We start from the raw sequence: 21,071 nt of genomic DNA, 5'->3' as shown, positions 1-21,071 counted from the left end.
AAAAATTGTATATTTGCAATTGATGGAATTTAAATTATCACAAACCGAAGAAAACTATATTAAGACTATTTATAGTATTGAGATACATTTAGGTAAAAGTGTAAGTACAAATAAAATTGCCGAAAAATTAAAGACAAAAGCTTCTTCAGTTACGGATATGATTCAAAAATTATCGGAAAAAAAACTTGTTAATTATAAAAAATACCAAGGCGCTAGTTTAACTTCAGAAGGAAAATCAATTGCTGTAAAAATTGTAAGAAGACATAGACTTTGGGAAGTATTTTTAGTTAATAATTTGGATTATGCCTGGGATGAAGTTCATGATTTAGCTGAACAATTAGAGCATATAAAATCAAAAACTTTAATTGATAAACTTGAGGCGTATTTGGAATATCCAACACATGACCCACATGGCGATCCTATTCCAGACAGAAATGGCAATATTGAACACCATAAAAATATTATGCTTTCATCTGCAAAAGTTGGTGAAAACTGCCAAGTAATAGGCGTTAAAGATTCATCCTCTTCATTTTTAAAATTTTTAGACAAAACCAATATTAAATTAGGTTCTCAACTAAAAATAATTTCTATTGAAGATTTTGATCATTCAATGATTATAGAAAATAATGGAATTCAAAATTCAATTTCAAACCAAATTTCAAAAAACTTATTTGTAAAAAAATATTAGATAAATGGAACAAATTATTAATTATTTCGAAAGTATAGACCCAATTTTAGCTGCATTTTACGCAACCGTATTTACCTGGGGATTAACAGCTGCTGGTGCCGCTCTTGTCTTTTTTTTCAAAGGATATAATAGAGCTGTTTTTGATGGTATGTTAGGTTTCACTGGTGGTGTAATGGTAGCCGCTAGTTTTTGGAGTTTGCTAGCTCCAGGTATTGAAATGAGTCCTGGCGAAGGTTTTATTAAAGTAATTCCTGCTGTAGTTGGTTTTGGATTAGGAGCACTGTTTTTATATGGGCTAGATAAGATACTTCCGCATTTACATATTAATTTTAAGGAAACAGAAAAAGAAGGTGTTAAAACTCCTTGGCACAGAACAACCTTATTAGTTTTAGCTATTACTTTACACAATATTCCAGAAGGACTGGCAGTTGGAGTGTTATTTGGTGGTGTAGCAGCAGGGTTTGATGGTGCAACCATTGGTGGTGCAGTTGCCCTTGCAATTGGAATTGGATTGCAAAATTTCCCTGAGGGTTTCGCAGTTTCTATGCCCATAAGAAGACAAGGAGCGAGCAGAATGAAAAGTTTTTTATATGGTCAATCTTCAGCCATTGTAGAGCCTATAGCAGCAGTAATTGGAGCCTGGGCAGTATTAACTTTTCAACCTATTTTACCTTATGCATTATCTTTTGCGGCCGGAGCAATGATATTTGTTGTTGTGGAAGAGGTTATTCCTGAAACCCAAAGAGATAAATATACCGATATTGCTACCTTAGGTTTTATTGGTGGCTTTATTGTTATGATGACTTTAGATGTTGGATTAGGTTAAAATAACTAAAACTCTACAGAAATTGTAGTGTCGTAATATTTTTTTTAAGAAATAATATAAGCATTTTCAACCAATAATATCTTCTTATACCTTCCTTCAAAAATATTTTTATAATGGGCTAATACATCAACAGATTTGGCATTGTAAATAATTTGCTCCTTAATATTATTTATGAAACCGTGAATTGCTATTTGATATATATTCTCAGACTTTGAGCCTTTATAACTTGAAGAATATGCAATTTTATTAATAATAAATTTTTGCTCTTGTTTATTGTACTTTTGTGCAGATTTGTAAAACACATTTTCGTACTTAACTTTAATATTTGTAGCTTTAAGTTTGGTATTTTGCGCATATGACATAGCGCACGCAAAAACAATTATAAGTATAAATAGTTTTTTCATGATATTTAGATTTTTTTTAATAGTAGGTATCTAAATTTAACTAAAAAAATTTATTTATTAAAAAATCCCCTAACAACTTCCGCAACCAGGATCGCAATTTCCATTCTTTTTTGACTTAAAAAAGTAAGTTTTAATTAAAAACCCAATGGCTATTCCTAGTGCTATGTAAACTAAAATATTTTGCATTAACTAAATATATTAAATGCTATTACTGCGGAAACATATGCTAAAATACCCATACCAACCAATTGAAGTAATGGCCAAACCCAACTATTTGTTTCCCTTTTAACTATTGCCAAAGTTCCAATACACTGCATTGCAAAAGCATAAAACAATAATAATGAAATTCCTGTAGGGAAATCAAAACGTTTTTTTCCAGTATCAGGATTAATTTCAGCTGCCATTCGCTCTTTAATTGTTCCTGTATTTTCATCGTCACTATCAACATTATAAATTGTTGCTAAAGCACCAACAAAAACTTCACGAGCTGCAAAAGAACTAATTAAAGCAATTCCTATTTTCCAATCGTAGCCCATAGGTTTAATAACTGGTTCAATTGTTTTTCCCATATAACCAATATACGAATTCTCTAATTTATATGAAGCTATTTTCTTTTGTAGTTCAGCTGAATTTATATTTTTATTTTCTGGCATTTCTGTAACCGTTTCTTCAGCATTTTTGAAAGATGATGGTCCGTTTGAAGCTAAAAACCACAATACTACCGAAAGCGCTAAAATAATTTTCCCGGCTCCAAAAACAAATGCCTTGGTTTTTTCAACAACTTCGTATATAATATTTTTTAATGATGGAATTTTATAATTTGGCATTTCAATTACAAACAAACTTTTACTCTTTATTTTTAATAAATGGTGCAGTAAAATTGAAGATGTAATGGCCGCTGTAAAACCTAGCAAATACATAGCCATCATTGTTAAACCTTGTAAATTTAAAAATCCAAATATTCTTTTATCTGGGATTATTAACGCAATTAATATTGCATAAACTGGCAATCTAGCTGAACAAGTTGTAAATGGAACTACTAAAATTGTAATTAAGCGCTCTTTCCAACTGCTTATATTACGTGACGCCATTATTGCTGGAATTGCACATGCTGTACCGGAAATTAATGGAATTACACTTTTTCCACTCATTCCAAATTTTCGCATTATTTTATCCATTAAAAAAACAACCCTACTCATATAACCTGTTTCTTCCAAAATTGAAATAAATGTAAATAGAATTGCAATTTGAGGAATAAATATGATTACACCTCCAATTCCTGGAATAATTCCTTCAGCTATTAAATTTGTAAACGAACCGGGCGGCATAACTGTTTTAACAAAAGAGCTTAAACTAGCAAACGCATTATCTATAATATCCATTGGGTAAGTTGCCCAATCAAAAATTCCTTGGAAAATGAAAAGTAGAATTGCAGCAAAAATTAAATACCCAAAAATTTTATGTGTTAATACCCTATCTAAAATACCTCTTAAATCGGTTGCCTTTGACGCATCAATATGAAAGCTTTCATTTAAAACTTCGTTTATTATTTGATACCTAAAAATGGTTTCTTTATGCTGATAGCGTTTAATGCATTCTAAATTTTCTCTAAATTTTAAAACTAATTTTTTTTGCTCATCACTTAAAAAATCAAATTCATTTTGCTGAGTTATTAATAACCATGATTTATATAAAGGAAATTCTTTAAAGGCATTTTTTAAATTCGCGAAATATTCTTTGTCTATTTTCTCCGAAATTTTTCCAACAGGTGTTGTATCAACACTTTTATAATCTAAAATAGCTTCTTTTAATAAATCAACTCCTATTTTTTTTCTAGCACTTGCTAAAACTATTTTAGTTTTTAAACTTTTTTCTAATTTTTCAATATCAATGTTAATACCTTTTCGCTTCATTTGATCAATCATATTGATCACTAAAATTGTTGGTATTTTTAAATCTTTAAGTTGTGTAAATAATAATAAGTTTCGTTTAATATTTTCAATATCAACTACAACTACTATAACATCGGGAAATGCTTCGCTTTTTTCATTTAATAAGGTCTCTAACACCAACGTTTCATCCATTGATGTTGGGTTAATACTATAAGTACCTGGTAAATCGGTAACCTCTGCTTTTACTGTTTCACTTAACTTACAAAACCCTTGTTTTTTTTCAACAGTTATGCCTGGGTAGTTACCTACTTTTTGTTTTAAACCAGTAAGTTGATTAAATAATGATGTTTTTCCTGTATTGGGATTACCTATTAAAGCAACTTTTACGACATTGTCATTACTCATTACTATAAATTACTTAACAAGAGTTATTTTTTCGGCGGTTTCAATTCTTATTGCTAAATGACTTCCATTAACCTTAATATATAATGGATCTTGCATTGGAGCTTTTTGAATAAGTTGCACCTCAATTCCTGGTAAACAACCCATTTCTAAAAGTTTTAAAGGAATATTGTCTAAACAAAGTTTTTCTATAAAAGCTTTTTCTCCAATTTTTAAATTTGCAATAGTTTTAAACATTATTAAGACTGATTATAAATAATACATGGCAAATATACTAAATTAGAATGATTCTAAACAATGACATTTATCATTTATCACTTGAATTGTGTTGAAGTATTTTTATATCGTCAATTAATCGTTGAATATCTTCATTATCGGTTCCATCATAAAAACCCCTAATTTGTTGCTTTTTATCAACTAATACAAAATTTTCTGTATGAATAAAGTCCTGTAATCCTCCATCTCCTTCGTCCAAAACTGCAAAATAACTTTTTCTAGCAAGTTCATAAATATGTGCTTTTGGGCCTGTTGTAATATTCCATTTTTTATCTACAACACCTTTTTTAATGGCGTATTCCTTTAAAACTGATACGCTATCTATAACAGGAGTTACGGAATGTGATAAAAACTTTACATCATCATCGTTTAAAAAAACTTCTTGTAGTTTACCAATATTATTAGTCATTACAGGGCAAATGGTCATACACCGTGTAAAAAAGAAATCTGCTACATAAATTTTATTCTCATAATCTGCCTGTGTAATTGTATCTCCATTTTGATTAATAAGTTTAAAATCAGCAACTTTATGGTTTCTTCTAACGTGCACAATACTTTCATCAACCAATTTTGGATTTACATCTGATGGATTAAAAACTGGTAATCTCTTTTCAGGAGTTAATAATGAATAAATAGCATAAATCATTATTACAGAAAAAACAGCCATCACTAATAGAGTTGGAATCGATTTTTTAAAAAATTTTAAATCCATTTTTTATTTCAAAATTAAATACAAATTTAATATAATATGCAATGATAGTTGCGTAACTATTTTAAAAGTTTGTTAAATAAAACTCAGGCTCTTCATTTGGTTTTTACAAGTATATTAAAAACCGTACATTTGTGCGATTTTAGATTTTTGAAAAAATATTTATGGAGATATTAATTAAAGCTTCCCAATTTATATTAAGCTTATCATTTTTAATTGTTTTACACGAACTAGGGCATTTTATACCTGCTAAGTTGTTTAAAACACGTGTTGAAAAATTTTATTTATTTTTTGATTACAAATTTTCGTTGCTTAAAAAGAAGATTGGTGATACTGAATACGGAATTGGTTGGATTCCTTTAGGTGGATATGTAAAAATATCTGGAATGATTGATGAAAGTATGGATACCGAACAAATGAAACAACCAGCTCAGCCTTGGGAGTTTCGATCCAAACCCGCTTGGCAACGTTTAATAATAATGCTTGGTGGTGTTGTGGTAAATTTTATCTTAGGTATTTTAATTTACATAATGATAACCTTTGTTTGGGGAATTGATTTTGTAAAACCAGAATCTGTAAAAGATGGTTTTGCTGTTCACGAAACTTTTAAAGCCTATGGATTTAAAGATGGTGATAAAATTACCAAATTTAATGGCGAAACTCCTTTAGATGTAACCGATGTTAACAAACACCTATTTTTAAGAGGAATTACCTCATTAGAAGTGATACATGAGGATGGAAATACTGAAACTATTGGAATTCCGGAAGGTATTGGTAGTACTATGTGGGAAAAAGGGGTTATGGAACCTTTCACTGTAAGAACACAACCAGTAATAGATACTGTTGTAGTAGATTCACCTGCAGAAAAATATGGAGTATTAAAAAATGATAAAATAATAGCTGTAAACAATACTCCTGTAAAATATTGGCAAGATTTTTCTCGAATTGCTTCGAATACAAAAGAAGATAAAATAACACTTACAGTTGAACGAAATGGAACAACCGAGATACTTTCAATTGTGCCAAATGAAGATAAAACTATTGGTGTTTCAAATTATAGACAAAGAGGAATTACTATTGACCATAAAGATTTTTCTTTTTTAGAAAGTATTTCCAAAGGAAACTCTTTGGCTATTTGGACCTTAAAAGATTACATAACACAATTTAAATACGTTTTTACTAAAAAAGGAGCAACAAGTATTGGTGGATTTATAGCAATTGGAAATATTTTTCCAGCAACTTGGAGTTGGCAATCATTTTGGGCTATAACAGCATTTTTATCAATAATGCTTGGGTTTATGAATTTACTTCCAATCCCTGCATTGGATGGTGGACACGTGGTATTTACATTATATGAAATAGTAACTGGTAGAAAACCGAATGATAAATTTTTAGAATATGCTCAAATAACTGGTTTTATTCTTTTAATAGCATTACTATTGTTAGCCAACGGAAATGATATTGTAAAACTATTTACAAATTAGAATTAGTTTTAAAATTATATAAATAAAAACACCCCCAAATAGCTAAACTATTTGGGGGTGTTTTTTAAAGTGCGTTTAAAATTTGATTTAAATAAATCCTATTTCACTTCAAAAGTAATTTTAACCGTTACTCTAAATTCATCTATTTCGTTATCTTTTACAACTACACTTTGAGACTGTACAAAAGCAGATTTAATGTGATTTACACTATTAGAAGCGTGAGCCACTGCCTTTTTAGTAGCATCTTCCCAACTTTTGTCAGAATTTGCCATTACTTCAATTACTTTCATTACTGCCATAACATTTTGATTTAAAAATTAATACCAATAAATATACAATTTTTCAATTAAAACTGATAATATTCAGTTGTTCCTTTTTCAATAATTGTATTTTTGCATCTTCAAAATTGAATACCTGATATGAAAAGAGTTTTAATTATATGCTTTCTTATTATTGGAATAAATTCTACAGTTGCTCAAACTGAAGTTTTAAAGGGTAACGGTAGTTGGTTAACTTTTATTAGTAAAATTAAACTTTCAAAAAAGGTTTACCTTACCAATGTTACACAACAACGACGAGCTAGTTTTTTAAAACATACAAAGGCCTATTTAGTTGCTCCAAGTATTAATTATACCGTTTTAAAAAGTTTAAGTTTTGGAGCTGGTTACTTGTTTTACAAAAGTTTTCCAAATGGTGTATCTCACGCTTCAATTCATAAAAATGAAAATCGATTTTTCCAACAGATTTCATTAAATACTAATTCCGGAAAATTTAAAATAGGTCAGCGACTTATGTTCGAAGAACGTTTTATTGAATCCATTAACACTTCAGTAACTCCTAATGTTATTGATGGAAACAAATATGCGAATAGACTTAGATATAGACTTAGGGCTTCAACCAATTTAGTTAAATTGCATAATGGCCATTATATAATGGGAAGGCTTTCCAATGAAGTAAGACTTCGTTTTGGCGGCGGAATGACAGATCCTGATTTTGATCAAAATAATTTTGAAGCATTACTTGGTTATAAACTGTTAAGAAATTCTACTATTTGGACTGGATATGGGCGGTATTATTATAGAAAAAACACAACAAATTATGTTTCGAATGACCTTTTACATGTTACTTTAAGCTATAATATTGATGTGTCTAAAAAGAATTAATTTAAGTTATATCCAAACGAATAAATGTATTACTCGTTTGGATAAAAACTAATAAATTATTCTTCAATAATTGTTAATTTAATAATTGTAAATGACTCATACTCCTCGTTATTATCATCCATTTTTAACTCCATTTTATAAGTTACTTCAAATGATTTTCCTATGTAACTTGAATCTTTAAGATTGTATTTCTCAATTACTTCTTCATCTATAGATTCAAAATAAAAATTAATGTCATCTTCATCTGTAAAATAATAATACCCATCTTCAAAACCATCAAAAGAGGCGGTCATTGTAATTGTTTCTTGTGTGTTTTTACCAAATGCTAATGATGCAACAGTAAAAAGTAATAAAAGTGTTTTCATTTTTTTAAGTTTTTAATTATTGTGTTAAATAATTTTTTTAATCACATTTATTTAGGTAATTACAAGTTTGATAAACAAACTTTATTACAAATAGATCAATTTTAAAAATTGAAATTATTATTTAAAAAATGTGATTTTTAACATTCAATAATAGTTTTAAACTATTTTGAATAATTGCTAGAAGTTAACTTTTGATTCAAGACCTAAGAAGTAGGTCGCTTTTGAATATGACTTCTTAATTTTCAAAAGATTGAATCTAAATTCTATTTTATTTCATCCAATAAAACTAGTTACCTATGTTCTGTAACTACAAACAAATATAATTTAATTTTCAATAGCTTTTTCATAAAATTTTCAAAAAATATTATACAAAAAAAAAGGCTTTTCATTAAATGAAAAGCCTTTTTTAAAACTATTTAATTTGTAAAATTATGCAACTGCTTTTTTAATTCTACTAATTGCTTCTCTAATTTGTTCTTCAGAGGCAGCATAAGAAATTCTTATACAGTCTGGAGCACCAAAAGCCTCACCAGTAACTGTTGCAACATTTGCATACTCTAATAAGTATAATGCAAAATCCGACGCATTATTAATTTTAACGCCATTTAATTCTTTTCCAAAAAATGCAGAAACATCTGGGAATACATAAAATGCTCCTTGAGGTACATTTAATTTAAAACCATCAATTTCGCCTAATAATTCCAAAACAATATCTCTTCTTTTATGGAATTCTTCAACCATATAATCAATTTTAGAAACAGGCGCTTCTAATGCTGCTATTGTAGCACGTTGTGCAATACAATTTGCACCAGAAGTAATTTGACCTTGCATTTTATTACAAGCTCTTGCAATCCACTCAGGTGCTCCAATATAACCAATTCTCCACCCTGTCATAGCAAAAGCTTTTGCAACTCCATTAACAGTAATTGTTCTATCATACATACTAGGTATTGCAGCAAAACTAAAAATTTCAGCTCCATAGTTTATGTGCTCATAAATTTCATCTGAAAGTACATAAATATTAGGATATTTTTCTAAAACAGCAGCAAGTGCTCTATAATCTTCTTCACTGTAAATAGTTCCACTAGGGTTATTTGGTGAATTAAATAAGATTAATTTTGTTTTAGGTGTAATTGCAGCCTCTAATTGCTCTGGAGTAATTTTAAAATCTGTATCAATTGAAGAAGGTATTTCCTTGTAAGTTGCCTCAGATAAAATTGCCAAAGCAGAATAACTTACCCAATATGGTGCAGGTAATAAAACTTCATCTCCAGGATTTAATAAAACTTGTAATGTATTTGCAATAGATTGTTTTGCTCCTGTAGAAACTACAATTTGACTTGGTTTATATTCTAAATTATTATCTCTTTTAAATTTATTGATAATTGCGTCTTTTAAATCTGCGTATCCATCAACAGGACTGTACGAATTATAGTTATCGTCTATTGCTTGTTTAGCTGCATCTTTAATAAAATCAGGAGTATTAAAATCTGGCTCTCCTAAACTTAACCCAATAATGTCTTTCCCTTGTCCTTTTAATTCACGTGCTTTTGCGGCCATTGCCAAAGTTGCTGAAGCAGGTAAATTGTTAATTCTGTCTGATAGTTGGTTGCTCATCTTTTTTAATTTTTACAAATGTACTGGTTTAACTCCCAGTGTTTTAAGTTGATTAAAATGTTCTATTATTGCTGTTCTAAAAGTTTTATACTCGTTATAAGGAAGATTAAATTCCTTTGTTGTCTCTTTTACAATTTTTGCAATTTTTCCATAATGAATATGTGAAATATGTGGAAAAATGTGATGTTCTACTTGGTGGTTTAATCCTCCGGTGTACCAAGATATAAATTTATTGGTTGGCGCAAAGTTAGAAGTTGTATACAATTGATGTACTGCCCAGGTATGTTCTAAATTCCCTTCTTTATCAGGTTGAGGCATTTCTGTATTTGGAACAACATGAGCTAATTGAAAAATAACACTCAATATCATTCCTGCTGTATAATGCATAACAAAAAATCCTAATAACACCTTCCACCAAGCAATGTCTAAAACTACTAATGGTAAAACTATCCAAAGTAAGTAGTAACAAATTTTTGTAATTATTAAAACCGTCCACTCCTTAGTTGGGTTTGGAAATTTCCCATAAGATAATTTACGCTTTAAATACCTACGCATTTGCTTAAAATCAGTAGTAATGGCCCAATTAATAGTTAATAATCCATATAAAAGAAATGAATAGTATTTCTGAAATTTATGAATTCCTAACCATTTTGCGTGTTTTGAAAATCGAATAATTCTACCCGCATCAATATCTTCATCGTGGCCCTTAATATTTGTAAAAGTATGGTGTAGTACATTATGCTGCACCTTCCAATTATAAACATTTCCGGCTAGAATATAAATACTGCTTCCCATAATTTTATTAACCCATTTCTTACTAGAAAAAGATTCGTGATTACTGTCATGCATTACATTCATTCCAACACCTGCCATTCCAATTCCAATAACAACTGTTAATAAAAGTAACACCCATTGTGGCATTGAAACCGTTAAAATTAAAATTAACGGAACTAAAAATACACTAAACATAATAACTGCTTTGGTATATAGCTTCCAATTACCAGTACGTTTAATCTTATTCTCTTTAAAATAAGTATTAACTCTTTTATTTAGGGTTCGAAAAAATTTAGCTTTGTCTATTCTAGAAAAGCTTATGACCTTATTATCCATGATACTAATTATATATTAAAAAATATATGCGCCAAAATTACGCCAATTTAAGTTTCTTAAAGAAATTTTGGGAAAAATATAACAATTTTTGAAAAGATGTTAATTTAATTTTTGAAATAGTAATTTAGCAAATTAATAATTTTAGCAAACTAATGGAAACTATTTTAAGTCATTTTTCTAATTTATCCGATATTCAAATTGAGCAATTTTCGAAGCTTGAAGCTCTTTATAAAGATTGGAATTCACAAATTAATGTAATTTCTAGAAAGGATATAGATGAACTTTACACAAAACACGTATTGCACTCATTAGGCATTGCCAAAGTTCAAGAATTTAAACCAGGGGCAAACATTTTAGATGTTGGTACTGGAGGTGGATTCCCCGGAATTCCTTTGGCAATATTATTTCCAAAATCTAATTTTTATTTAGTTGATTCTATTGGAAAAAAAATAAAAGTGGTTAATGAAATTGTTAATGAGCTAGGTTTAAAAAATGTAAAAGCCGAACAAATTAGAGCGGAAAAAGTTAAAGGTGAATTCGACTTTATAGTTAGCAGAGCAGTGACAAAAATGGATGATTTTATTAAATGGGTGCGAAAAAAAATTGCCAAAAAGCAACTTCACAATATAAAGAATGGTATTTTATATTTAAAAGGAGGTGATTTAACAGAAGAATTGGCAAATTTTAAAAATGCAACTCTTTATAACTTAGCCGATTATTTTGAAGATGATTTTTTTGAAACCAAAAAAGTAGTTCATATTCCTTTAAAGAAACGATAATATGACATTTGTTATTTTTTTATTTAAATTTAAAAGATAATTTTGTCTTAAATAAAAAAATATAATTATGAGTACTACAAAAGAATGTTTGGTTTGTAAAAAACCATCAACCGAAATACCTGTTACTAAATTTTATTATCAAGAAAGTGAATTTTTTATATGTCCACAACATATGCCTACAATTATTCACAACCCACAAGAATTAATAGGATTATTACCAGGTGCTGACAAATTACAAGGAGGATAGAGCATTTATTTTTATGTATTAATTTATCATAAAAACTAGATCTGTTACCTTGGTTACATTTTTATAAAAATTAATGTTTAAATTCGTTCAACATTTTAGTTTATTATAGAAAAGTTTAAAGTATATCATTGTTTCAGAAATATCTTAACCCCAATATAATGAAGTTTTATTGTCCCCGAAATCAAATTTTATTTTAATCCGGAACAATGTTTTAATTTTAATACATAACCCCAAATATTAATTTTAAAATTTTATCGCGATTTCCCAAAATGAAAAATAACGGATAATAAAATAAAAAAAGCGCTCCAGTTGGAGCGCTTTTTCATTTACATGTTTTTTTAAATCAATTTATGCTTTTAACCTAAAAAAGGATATCTATAATCGGTTGGAGGCACAAAAGTTTCTTTAATAGTTCTGTTACTTACCCAACGAATTAAGTTATAAATTGAACCTGCTTTATCGTTAGTTCCTGATCCTCTTGCTCCACCAAATGGTTGCTGCCCAACAACGGCTCCCGTTGGTTTATCATTTATATAAAAATTACCAGCTGCATTTTCTAATTTATCAGTTGCTATATCAATTACATAACGATCTCCACTAAAAATTGCTCCAGTTAAAGCGAATTCTCCCGTTTTATCAACTAAATCTAACGTTTCCATCCAATTTTCATCTTCATAAATATAAATTGTAATAATTGGACCAAACAACTCAGTACACATTGTTTCGTACATAGGGTTTGTAGTAACAATTATTGTTGGCTCAATAAAGTACCCTACAGAATCGTCGTAACCACCACCTACAATAATTTCTGCATCAGCATCTTTTTTAGCTTGTTCTAAATAACCAGATAATTTTTTAAATGCTCTGTTATCAATTACGGCATTAATAAAATTTGATGTATCTTGAGGAGAACCCATTTTAAAAGATTTTACATCTTTTATAACAGATTCTTTAATTGCTGGCCACAAACTTTTTGGCAAATATGCTCTTGATGCTGCAGAACACTTTTGACCTTGGTACTCAAATGCTCCTCTTGAAATTGCAGTTGCAACTTCTTGCGGGTTAGAACTTGGATGTGCCCAAATAAAATCCTTCCCACCTGTTTCTCCAACAATTCTTGGATATGTTTTATAGGTAGACATATTTTTACCAATAGTTTCCCAAAAACTATTAAATACAGGCGTTGAACCTGTAAAATGCACTCCCGAAAAGTCAGGACTATTTAATAAAACATCAGTAATCATTCCTGAGTTTCCTGTAACCATATTTATAACACCATCAGGTAATCCAGCAGCTTTAAATAATTCCATAATTACTTGAGCCGAATATACTTGAGACTGTGCAGGTTTCCAAATAATAACATTACCCATTAAAGCAGGTGCAGCAGGTAAATTACCAGCAATTGCTGTAAAATTAAATGGAGTAATTGCATATACAAAACCTTCTAATGGACGATATTCCGTACGGTTCCATATTCCCGGTGAAGATTGTGGCTGGTTGCTATAAATTTCGGTCATAAACTGTACGTTAAAACGTAAAAAGTCAATTAACTCACAAGCTGAATCAATTTCGGCCTGAAAAACATTTTTAGACTGCGCAATCATAGTTGCCGCATTCATTTTGTATCTAAAAGGTCCGGCCAATAAATCTGCAGCTTTTAAAAATATAGCAGCTCTATGCTCCCAACTTGTTGCTGCCCATTTTACACGCGCTTCTGCAGCTTTTTCAACAGCTAATTCAATATGCTCTTTATCTGCTGTATGGTATTGACCTACACAATGCTTATGGTCATGTGGTGGGTGAATATCTACAGTATTTCCAGTTCTATATTCCTTTCCTCCTATATAAAAAGGGATATCAACCTTTTCATTATACATTTTCTTGTAAGTATCCAATATAAGTTTACGTTCTGGTGATCCCGGAGCGTAAGATTTTACTGGTTCATTTACTACCTTTGGTACATTATAAAATCCTGAAGCCATATTAATATTATTTTATAAATTTTTAGTTTAAATTTGCCTACAAAGTTACAAAATAGTATCGTATTTTTTTTTTGAATACTGATACTGATTAATCAAATTTTGATAGTATGTGCACCGTTACCTTCATTCCATTGCTAAATAAGGGATTTGTTTTAACATCTAATAGAGATGAATCAAAACTGAGAGAAACCCTTCCTCCAGAAAAATATTTAGAAAATGGTGTAGAATTAATATATCCAAAAGATAAAATTGCTGGTGGTACTTGGATTGGAACAAGTTCAAAGCAACGGTTGATTTGTTTATTAAATGGAGCCTTTGTTAAACATTCAAGAAAAGCGCCATACAAAAAAAGTAGAGGTGTTATTGCAAAAGATATTTTAGTTCAAGATAATTTTGAACTATATATTTATAAATTAGATTTAACTAACATTGAACCATTTACCATTGTTATAGTTGATTGGAATGAAGATGATTTAAAGTTGTACGAACTAATTTGGGATGGAAACCAAAAACATATTACGAAACTTAAAAACGAACCTAAAATTTGGTCTTCTTCAACTTTGTATAATTCAGAATCGAAAGCACTCAGAATTACTTGGTTTAATAATTGGCTATTAAAAGGTGATTTTAGCACAACATCTATTTTAAAATTCCATCATTCAAAAATTGGTGATCTGGAACAATCAATTTATATGAAACGTTCCTATGTAGAAACTGTGAGTATTACATCTGTAAAAATGAAAAATAATGCTTTAGAAATTAATTATGAAGACTTAGTTCACTCAACAAAAAAAATAATAAACACTAACCAAAAGTAAAAGAAATAACTGCTACAATTATAAAGCCAATCATTCCTAAAAATAAATAATAACTATTTAATAAAGTTAATTTTATTAAAGTTTTAGCCCTTTCTTGCTCGTAAAAATAGCGCATTGCTTTGTAGAGATAAAAAAGAAACAATAAGGTAAAAACCCAACCAATGTTGTCCATATTTACAAATAAGTTACACAAATAGAATATTGTTAGCAATAAGAAAAATACTGTTTGTGTATTAAAAACAAAAACTAGATGTTCCATATATGTAAACTTTCGTCTTATATAAATTAATCGTAAAAACAGTGTAAATACCGGAAGAAAAATAAATAATGAAACTGAAATATAGGATGTCAATTTTTTAAAATAAGTACGCCCTCCATCTTCTTTAATTGTTTTATAGTTTTTTTCCATATTCAAAACCTGCTGAATATAAAACTTATTCCAAAAAGTTTTTTTATAACCTAAACTGTCTAAAATTTGTAGGCTAGAAAGTTTTGGATTTTTCTTATGAAAATGGTAAAAATCATTCATTCTGTTAAACATGTTTATTTTTTTAACAGTGTCAGAATTTATATTATATATATAATCTTTTTTTCGTTTTTCATTTTTGGTTTCATTTAAATTAATTATGGTTCCTAAAGTTGAGATTACTTTTGCTTTAGCAGAATCTTTTGGCAATTGATCAAGTTCTTTTGTTTTCGCGTCGCTAATTATAGAATCCAATTGCTTCTTATTTACTTCGGACAATGAATCTAAACTTTTTGTTGTTTTTGCAATTTCTTTATTAATTGTATTAGAATCAATTTTATTAGAAATCCCTAACACTAAAAAGAAAACAATTGATACATTTAAATATAATTGAAATGGATTAACAAATCTTGCTCGTTTTCCTTCAATAAAATCTTTAGACACTTTACCTGGTTTTGTTAACAGAGGTATAAATGTTCTCCAAAACCTAGAATCGTACGATAAAAAACCCGAAAAAAGACTATTTAAAAAATTTCCAAAAGATAGTTTATTAGTTGCGTTTTTTTGTCCGCAGTATGAACAAAAATTTTCACTTCCATTTAATGGCATCTCACAATTTAAACACTCCAAACCTTTAACTTGTTTTGTTTTGGGTTTAAATTTTATTAATGAAAATTTCATAATATTAATTACTAATATTTGGAACCATTAATTGAAATGTAGGTATAAAAACTTTAAAATTTTTCGAAGTTGTAAAATTAATCATATTGTAATATCCCTTCATAGAGCCAATGGCAGAAGTTAAAAAACAATTTGAACTGTAGGTGTGAATTTCTGAAGGTTTTATAATTGGTTTTTTACCAATAACTCCTGCTCCCTCAACAATTTCGGTATTGTTTAATGAATCGAATATTTTCCAATGACGTTCTAATAATTGAACCGTTTCATTGCTTTGATTCTCAATTGAAACCTGGTAACTAAAGACATAATACAACTTGTAATTTCGATAACGTGTGCCTTCGAAATTAGAAATAACCGAAACTTTTATTCCATTTGTTACTTGTTGTACCATAACAACTTAGTATTATGTTTATTTCAAAGATACTAAATTTCTTAAATTATTAATTAATTGTTTAGTTTTTTAGAACTTCCAAAGCCAACTCCAATAACTCTAGTGTACCTTGCCCCAAATTTTTTATAATAAACTAGTACGGTATAATCATTTTCAGTTTGATAAAATGACCCATCAATATCACTGTTACTAATTATGCCTTCTTCATTTTTTGTAACATATTGATAATTATAAAAACCTTGCTTTAAAAGCAACTTACCATCATATAAACCCGTTTCGGTATTATAAATTAATTTGTTAGTTTCATTTAACTTCCAATTATTAAAACTTCCATGGATGTAAATATCCTTTCCATCTAAATTTTCTAGGCAACTTAAATTAAAATGAACCCAACCATAATCGGCATCAACATTACTGTTTTGTCCATCTAAGGTTCTAATTACAAAGTTTCCATTAATATCTTCGAATAAGGTATATGGGTTATCAATTCGCTCTTCGTTCGTATACAAATATGCATGGTAAAGCTCTGTACCAAGTTCAACTTTAGCAATGTTTAGTGTTGTATTTCTAATAGATTTTGTATCGAAATAAAGAAATTCGTTTCCTGCTAAAAAATTTGTTTCCTTATTGTATTTGTAAATTAGTTGTGTACCTCTATAAAATTGAGGTTTTAAACCTTCTATTGCAGTTTGCCAATTATTATTTTGCAGTACAACTGGTAGAATTTCAGCCTTTGGATTGTTAATTCTAAAATCGGGATGATTTATGATAAACTCTACAGACTGAGTTGTATTTATTGTTGAAATATCTCTACTTTTATAAACCGATACACCAACAGTAACCTTCGATTCATAAACAACAAATTTTCGTTGAAAAACTACATCTTCATCTTCATTTAAAACCGAAATAATGTAATTACCAGAAATTTTTAATCTTGTATTTTCATTTGGAATAGTTAACGAATAATTTGTATAAGGTTGAAGCGTATTGAAAGAGTTTTCAAAATCTCTAATTCTATCCTCCGCATATCCATCCACAAATTCCGAATCCAGAAGATTAGAAAGGTTCCAATTGTAATCACAATGTTCTATTTTATAGGTATAATTGTGTTCATCAGCATTTAAATCGTCAAAACTAAGTGTTAACCTATCATTTAAACGAACAATTGGTGCATATAAATTTGTTGTTGCAGATCTTAAAATAATTGTTTTAATATTTTCAGAATCAACTACTTCTCTTTGCGAAAAAGCATCAAAAAAAGAACAAAAGAATAAAAGAAAGAGAAAAAAATGTTTCAATTTTAATAAAATTTAGGGTTTATACAATTCAAATTTTATACCAAAAATAGGAATGTAATTCTAATTACAACGTTTTCGTACACAAAAGTAACATACGGTTTCGTAAAAAAAATATAAAAACCTCAAAATTAAGGTAGAAATTCTTACTTTTGCACCGTTTTTAAAGACTTTTAAATAAACTTAAAATATGTCACAGGACATCCGTATTAAAAAAGGTTTAGATATAAAGCTAAAAGGTAAAGCTGAAAAGGTTACCAATGATGCTTCATCTAGTAGTATATATACTATAAAACCTGAAGATTTCCACTCAATTATCCCAAAATTATCAGTTAAAGTTGGCGAAAAAGTAAAAGCTGGAGAAGCCCTTTTTTACAATAAAGCTAATGAAGACATGAAATTTGTTTCACCCGTAAGTGGTGAATTGGTTGATATTATTCGTGGTGAGAAGAGAAAAATTTTAGAACTTAAAGTTAGCGCTGAATCATCTCAACAATTCAAAGATTTTGGAACCAAAAATCCAAATGAAATGAACGGAGAAGAAGTTAAGGCTCATTTGTTAGCAAGTGGCTGTTGGCCATTTATAAAACAAAGACCTTATGATGTAGTAGCTAATGTTGCAAAATCACCAAAAGCAATTTTTATTTCTGGTCATTCAAGTGCTCCTTTAGCCGCCAATTACAATTATGTATTGAACGGTAAAGAAAAAGAGTTACAAGCTGCAATTACAGCAATTAGTAAACTTACAAGTGGATCAGTTCATGTTTCTGTTGGTAAGGAGGGGAAATCTCCACTAGAAGGCTTAAACAATTGTACAGTTCATAAAGTATCGGGGCCACACCCATCTGGTAATGTTGGAACGCAAATTGCTAAAATTGATCCTATTAATAAAGGCGAAGTAGTTTGGATAGTAACACCTCAAGATTTGGTAATTATTGGTGAATTACTTTTAACTGGTAAATTTAATGCAGAACGTATTATTGCATTAGCTGGTTCTTCTGTTAAAGATCCACAGTATTATACCACAAAAATTGGAGCTAGTATTGATTCAATTACAAAAGGTAAATTAAAAGATAAAACAAATAGAATCATTAGCGGAAATATTTTAACTGGTAAAGCACAAACATCTAAAGGAGCTTTAGGTTTTTACGATAATATTGTAACAGTTATTCCTGAAGGAAATGATTACGAATTATTTGGATGGACAACTCCGGTTTTCAAAAAAATATCTACTACAAGAGCATTAACTTTTTCTTGGTTATCTCCAAAGAAAAAATACAATTTAAACACCAACACAAACGGTGAGCATAGAGCATTTGTTGTTACGGGTCAATATGAGGAAGTTTTTCCTTTAGATATATTCCCTATGCAAATTTTAAAAGCTTGTATGTATAGTGATCTTGATGAGATGGAAGCTTTAGGAATGTACGAAGTTGCACCTGAAGATTTTGCCTTAACTGAGTTTGTTTGTATTTCTAAACAACCACATCAAGAAATTATTAGAAAAGGCTTAGACTTAATGTTAAAAGAAATAGGATAAGGTTATGGGATTAAAAGAAAAATTACATAATATTAAAGAAAAGAATAAAGACAAAAAGTGGTTACCTGCTTTTAGTGCTATTCATACTTTTTTATATACACCTAACGAAACTACTCACTCTGGAGGACACGTTAGAGCGGCCGACGATTTAAAAAGAACAATGAATATGGTGGTATTAGCACTAGTTCCTTGTCTAATTTTTGGAATGTTCAATACAGGATTTCAACATTATGCTGCTTTAGGTGAAGCTGTTGAATTTTTATCTTGGGATGCTTTCTTAATAGGTTTAATTAAAATTATTCCATTAGTAATTGTATCATACGTTGTTGGTTTAGGAGTAGAATTTATTTTTGCCATAATAAAAGGACACGAAGTTGAAGAAGGTTATTTAGTAACGGGTATGCTAGTTCCTTTAATTGTTCCTGTTGATATTCCATTATGGATGTTAGCAGTAGCAGTTATTTTTGGTGTTGTAATAGGTAAAGAAGTTTTTGGTGGAACTGGAATGAATATTTTAAACCCTGCTTTAACTATTCGTGCATTTTTATTCTTTGCATATCCTACTTGGATGAGTGGAGATAAAGTTTGGGTACATGGAGCAGTTGCAAAAGCTGGAACTCCAGATGCTATTTCAGGTGAGACAGTTTTAGGTAGTTTAGCTCAAGGAAATGAACTGGCTTATTCAGTATCAGATATGTTCTTTGGATTTATTCCAGGTTCGGTTGGAGAAACATCAACCTTTTTAATTTTGCTGGCTGGTTTATTCTTAATATTTACTAAAATTGGTAGCTGGAGAATTATGTTATCATCTGTTATTGGTGCATTGGTAATGGGATTATTATTTAATGGTGTAGTAAGCTCTGGTTGGATTACCGAAAGTAGCAAGTTTTATGCCTTAATGAATACTGAATTTTGGCATCACCTATTAATTGGTGGTTTTGCTTTTGGTGTTGTATTTATGGCAACTGACCCAGTAACGGCTTCACAAACTAATAAAGGTAAATGGATATATGGTTTCTTAATTGGATTTATCTCAATTATGATTCGTGTATTTAACCCAGCATATCCAGAAGGTGTAATGTTAGCAATTTTATTAATGAACGTATTTGCACCAACAATTGATCACTATGTTGTTCAAGGTAATGTAAAAAGAAGGTTAAAACGTTTAAAAGCAAAAACCGCATAACAATGGCAAAGAATACTGATAGTAATACTTATACAGTTTTGTTCGCAACAGGTATGGTACTTGTTGTAGGAACTTTATTAGCTTTTTTGGCTTCTTCATTAAAAGAAAAAATAGCAGAAAATAAGCGTATTGAAAAACAACAAAACATTTTATACGCTATGGGCGTAAACGAAAATGAGGACGGTGGACTTGCTTTTGTTTCAAAAGAAAATGTTGAAAGTGAATTTTCAAAATACATAACTAAGCAAGTAGTTATTGAGGGTGAAAAAGTTACCGAAAATAACGAAGCTTATTTAATTGATCTTAAAAAAGAAGCAGAAGCTGCAAAAAGCACTTCTTATAAAAGAAAACTACCTTTATTTATTGGAAAAAAAGACGGTAAAGATTTTTACATAGTTCCAATGAGAGGTAAAGGTTTATGGGATGCCATTTGGGGGTATGTAGCTTTAGACAATCAATTAATTGTTCAAGGTGTATTTTTTGATCACGCCGGTGAAACTCCTGGTTTAGGATCAAATATTAAAGAACGTTTTTTTATGGACGATTTTGCTGGTGAGCATATTTTAGATGGCGATACATTTAAAGGAATAACTGCTGCAAAAGGAAATGCAGATCCAAAAAACGAAACTAAAACCGATTTTGAGGTAGACGCAATTGCCGGTGCAACAATTACTGGAGATGGTCTTTCTGCAATGTTAAAGAAAGATTTAAAAATGTATTTACCATATTTAAAAACATTAAAGCAATAAT

The 21,071-nt window shown here is 29.5% G+C and carries 23 protein-coding genes; 10 read left to right on the top strand and 13 right to left on the bottom strand.

Features of this window, described 5'->3' with window-relative positions; translation table 11 throughout:
• The first annotated feature begins 22 nt into the window (after positions 1-22).
• Positions 23-688, top strand: coding sequence for a metal-dependent transcriptional regulator (locus Q0776_RS04220; protein ID WP_298365355.1), 666 nt, complete (start codon positions 23-25; stop codon positions 686-688).
• Between the two features lie 4 nt (positions 689-692).
• On the top strand, positions 693-1,514 hold the full coding sequence (locus Q0776_RS04215; RefSeq protein WP_298365353.1) for a ZIP family metal transporter: 822 nt from the start codon (positions 693-695) through the stop codon (positions 1,512-1,514).
• A gap of 44 nt (positions 1,515-1,558) precedes the next feature.
• Here Q0776_RS04215 and Q0776_RS04210 read toward each other — a convergent pair whose 3' ends face one another.
• The 5 genes from Q0776_RS04210 to Q0776_RS04190 form a co-directional block, all read right to left on the bottom strand.
• A complete protein-coding gene (locus Q0776_RS04210) occupies positions 1,559-1,918 on the bottom strand; it encodes a hypothetical protein (protein ID WP_298365350.1) in 360 nt (119 codons plus the stop codon).
• A 69-nt stretch (positions 1,919-1,987) separates the two neighbouring features.
• On the bottom strand, positions 1,988-2,104 hold the full coding sequence (locus Q0776_RS04205; RefSeq protein ID WP_298365348.1) for a FeoB-associated Cys-rich membrane protein: 117 nt from the start codon (positions 2,102-2,104) through the stop codon (positions 1,988-1,990).
• On the bottom strand, positions 2,104-4,215 hold the full coding sequence (gene feoB, locus Q0776_RS04200; RefSeq protein WP_298365345.1) for a ferrous iron transport protein B: 2,112 nt from the start codon (positions 4,213-4,215) through the stop codon (positions 2,104-2,106). Before feoB ends, Q0776_RS04205 begins: the two co-directional genes overlap by 1 nt.
• Before the next feature lie 9 nt (positions 4,216-4,224).
• Positions 4,225-4,449: a FeoA family protein gene (locus Q0776_RS04195; protein WP_298365343.1), complete on the bottom strand. Its 225-nt coding sequence runs from the start codon at positions 4,447-4,449 to the stop codon at positions 4,225-4,227.
• A 70-nt stretch (positions 4,450-4,519) separates the two neighbouring features.
• Positions 4,520-5,200 (bottom strand): SCO family protein, encoded by a 681-nt coding sequence (locus Q0776_RS04190; protein WP_298365341.1) that lies wholly within the window; start codon positions 5,198-5,200, stop codon positions 4,520-4,522.
• A gap of 161 nt (positions 5,201-5,361) precedes the next feature.
• Between Q0776_RS04190 and rseP the strand changes: the two genes are divergently transcribed.
• Positions 5,362-6,681 carry an RIP metalloprotease RseP gene (rseP, locus tag Q0776_RS04185; RefSeq protein WP_298365340.1) on the top strand — a complete coding sequence of 440 codons (1,320 nt, stop codon included), beginning with the start codon at positions 5,362-5,364 and terminating at the stop codon, positions 6,679-6,681.
• A 98-nt stretch (positions 6,682-6,779) separates the two neighbouring features.
• On the opposite strand, the gene Q0776_RS04180 is transcribed toward rseP, so the two are convergent.
• Entirely contained in the window at positions 6,780-6,980 is a 201-nt protein-coding gene (locus Q0776_RS04180) for a dodecin family protein (protein ID WP_298365338.1), read from the bottom strand.
• 120 nt (positions 6,981-7,100) lie between these two features.
• On the opposite strand from Q0776_RS04180, the gene Q0776_RS04175 reads away from it, so the two are divergent.
• Positions 7,101-7,844, top strand: coding sequence for a DUF2490 domain-containing protein (locus Q0776_RS04175; RefSeq protein WP_298365336.1), 744 nt, complete (start codon positions 7,101-7,103; stop codon positions 7,842-7,844).
• Positions 7,845-7,900: 56 nt separating this feature from the next.
• On the opposite strand, the gene Q0776_RS04170 is transcribed toward Q0776_RS04175, so the two are convergent.
• The 3 genes from Q0776_RS04170 to Q0776_RS04160 form a co-directional block, all read right to left on the bottom strand.
• Positions 7,901-8,209, bottom strand: coding sequence for a hypothetical protein (locus tag Q0776_RS04170; protein WP_298365333.1), 309 nt, complete (start codon positions 8,207-8,209; stop codon positions 7,901-7,903).
• 429 nt (positions 8,210-8,638) lie between these two features.
• A complete protein-coding gene (locus Q0776_RS04165) occupies positions 8,639-9,826 on the bottom strand; it encodes a pyridoxal phosphate-dependent aminotransferase (protein ID WP_298365331.1) in 1,188 nt (395 codons plus the stop codon).
• Positions 9,827-9,838: 12 nt separating this feature from the next.
• A complete protein-coding gene (locus tag Q0776_RS04160; protein ID WP_298365329.1) occupies positions 9,839-10,936 on the bottom strand; it encodes an acyl-CoA desaturase in 1,098 nt (365 codons plus the stop codon).
• A gap of 152 nt (positions 10,937-11,088) precedes the next feature.
• Here Q0776_RS04160 and rsmG point away from each other — a divergent pair, with 152 nt between their 5' ends.
• Positions 11,089-11,715, top strand: coding sequence for a 16S rRNA (guanine(527)-N(7))-methyltransferase RsmG (gene rsmG / locus Q0776_RS04155; protein ID WP_298365327.1), 627 nt, complete (start codon positions 11,089-11,091; stop codon positions 11,713-11,715).
• Positions 11,716-11,782: 67 nt separating this feature from the next.
• On the top strand, positions 11,783-11,962 hold the full coding sequence (locus Q0776_RS04150; protein ID WP_298365325.1) for a hypothetical protein: 180 nt from the start codon (positions 11,783-11,785) through the stop codon (positions 11,960-11,962).
• Between the two features lie 356 nt (positions 11,963-12,318).
• On the opposite strand, the gene pruA is transcribed toward Q0776_RS04150, so the two are convergent.
• The gene (gene pruA / locus Q0776_RS04145) at positions 12,319-13,944 is read right to left on the bottom strand and encodes an L-glutamate gamma-semialdehyde dehydrogenase (protein ID WP_298365322.1); all 1,626 of its coding nucleotides are present in this window, start codon (positions 13,942-13,944) and stop codon (positions 12,319-12,321) included.
• 107 nt (positions 13,945-14,051) lie between these two features.
• Between pruA and Q0776_RS04140 the strand changes: the two genes are divergently transcribed.
• Entirely contained in the window at positions 14,052-14,762 is a 711-nt protein-coding gene (locus Q0776_RS04140; protein WP_298365320.1) for an NRDE family protein, read from the top strand.
• On the opposite strand, the gene Q0776_RS04135 is transcribed toward Q0776_RS04140, so the two are convergent.
• From Q0776_RS04135 to Q0776_RS04125, 3 genes are read right to left on the bottom strand one after another with little or no spacing between them, the layout of a single operon-like run.
• Positions 14,749-15,909, bottom strand: a complete 1,161-nt coding sequence (locus tag Q0776_RS04135) for a DUF3667 domain-containing protein (RefSeq protein WP_298365318.1) — start codon at positions 15,907-15,909, stop codon at positions 14,749-14,751. The two genes, Q0776_RS04140 and Q0776_RS04135, sit on opposite strands and share 14 nt — an antisense overlap.
• A 4-nt stretch (positions 15,910-15,913) precedes the next feature.
• Complete coding sequence (apaG, locus tag Q0776_RS04130) at positions 15,914-16,300, bottom strand: Co2+/Mg2+ efflux protein ApaG (protein ID WP_298365316.1); 387 nt, start codon at positions 16,298-16,300, stop codon at positions 15,914-15,916.
• Between the two features lie 53 nt (positions 16,301-16,353).
• Positions 16,354-17,598 carry a DUF5103 domain-containing protein gene (locus Q0776_RS04125; protein ID WP_298365314.1) on the bottom strand — a complete coding sequence of 415 codons (1,245 nt, stop codon included), beginning with the start codon at positions 17,596-17,598 and terminating at the stop codon, positions 16,354-16,356.
• Between the two features lie 187 nt (positions 17,599-17,785).
• On the opposite strand from Q0776_RS04125, the gene Q0776_RS04120 reads away from it, so the two are divergent.
• Genes Q0776_RS04120 through Q0776_RS04110 form a run of 3 tightly spaced genes read left to right on the top strand, consistent with a single transcriptional unit; the run spans position 17,786 to position 21,070 of the window.
• Positions 17,786-19,135, top strand: a complete 1,350-nt coding sequence (locus tag Q0776_RS04120; protein ID WP_298365313.1) for a Na(+)-translocating NADH-quinone reductase subunit A — start codon at positions 17,786-17,788, stop codon at positions 19,133-19,135.
• A gap of 4 nt (positions 19,136-19,139) precedes the next feature.
• A complete protein-coding gene (locus Q0776_RS04115) occupies positions 19,140-20,321 on the top strand; it encodes an NADH:ubiquinone reductase (Na(+)-transporting) subunit B (RefSeq protein ID WP_298365310.1) in 1,182 nt (393 codons plus the stop codon).
• Between the two features lie 2 nt (positions 20,322-20,323).
• Positions 20,324-21,070, top strand: a complete 747-nt coding sequence (locus tag Q0776_RS04110; protein ID WP_298365308.1) for a Na(+)-translocating NADH-quinone reductase subunit C — start codon at positions 20,324-20,326, stop codon at positions 21,068-21,070.
• Position 21,071: the final 1 nt, after the last annotated feature.

The organism is uncultured Lutibacter sp. (assembly GCF_947495725.1).
GTDB lineage: Bacteria > Bacteroidota > Bacteroidia > Flavobacteriales > Flavobacteriaceae > Lutibacter.
This window is presented reverse-complemented; position numbering and strand designations above follow the sequence as displayed.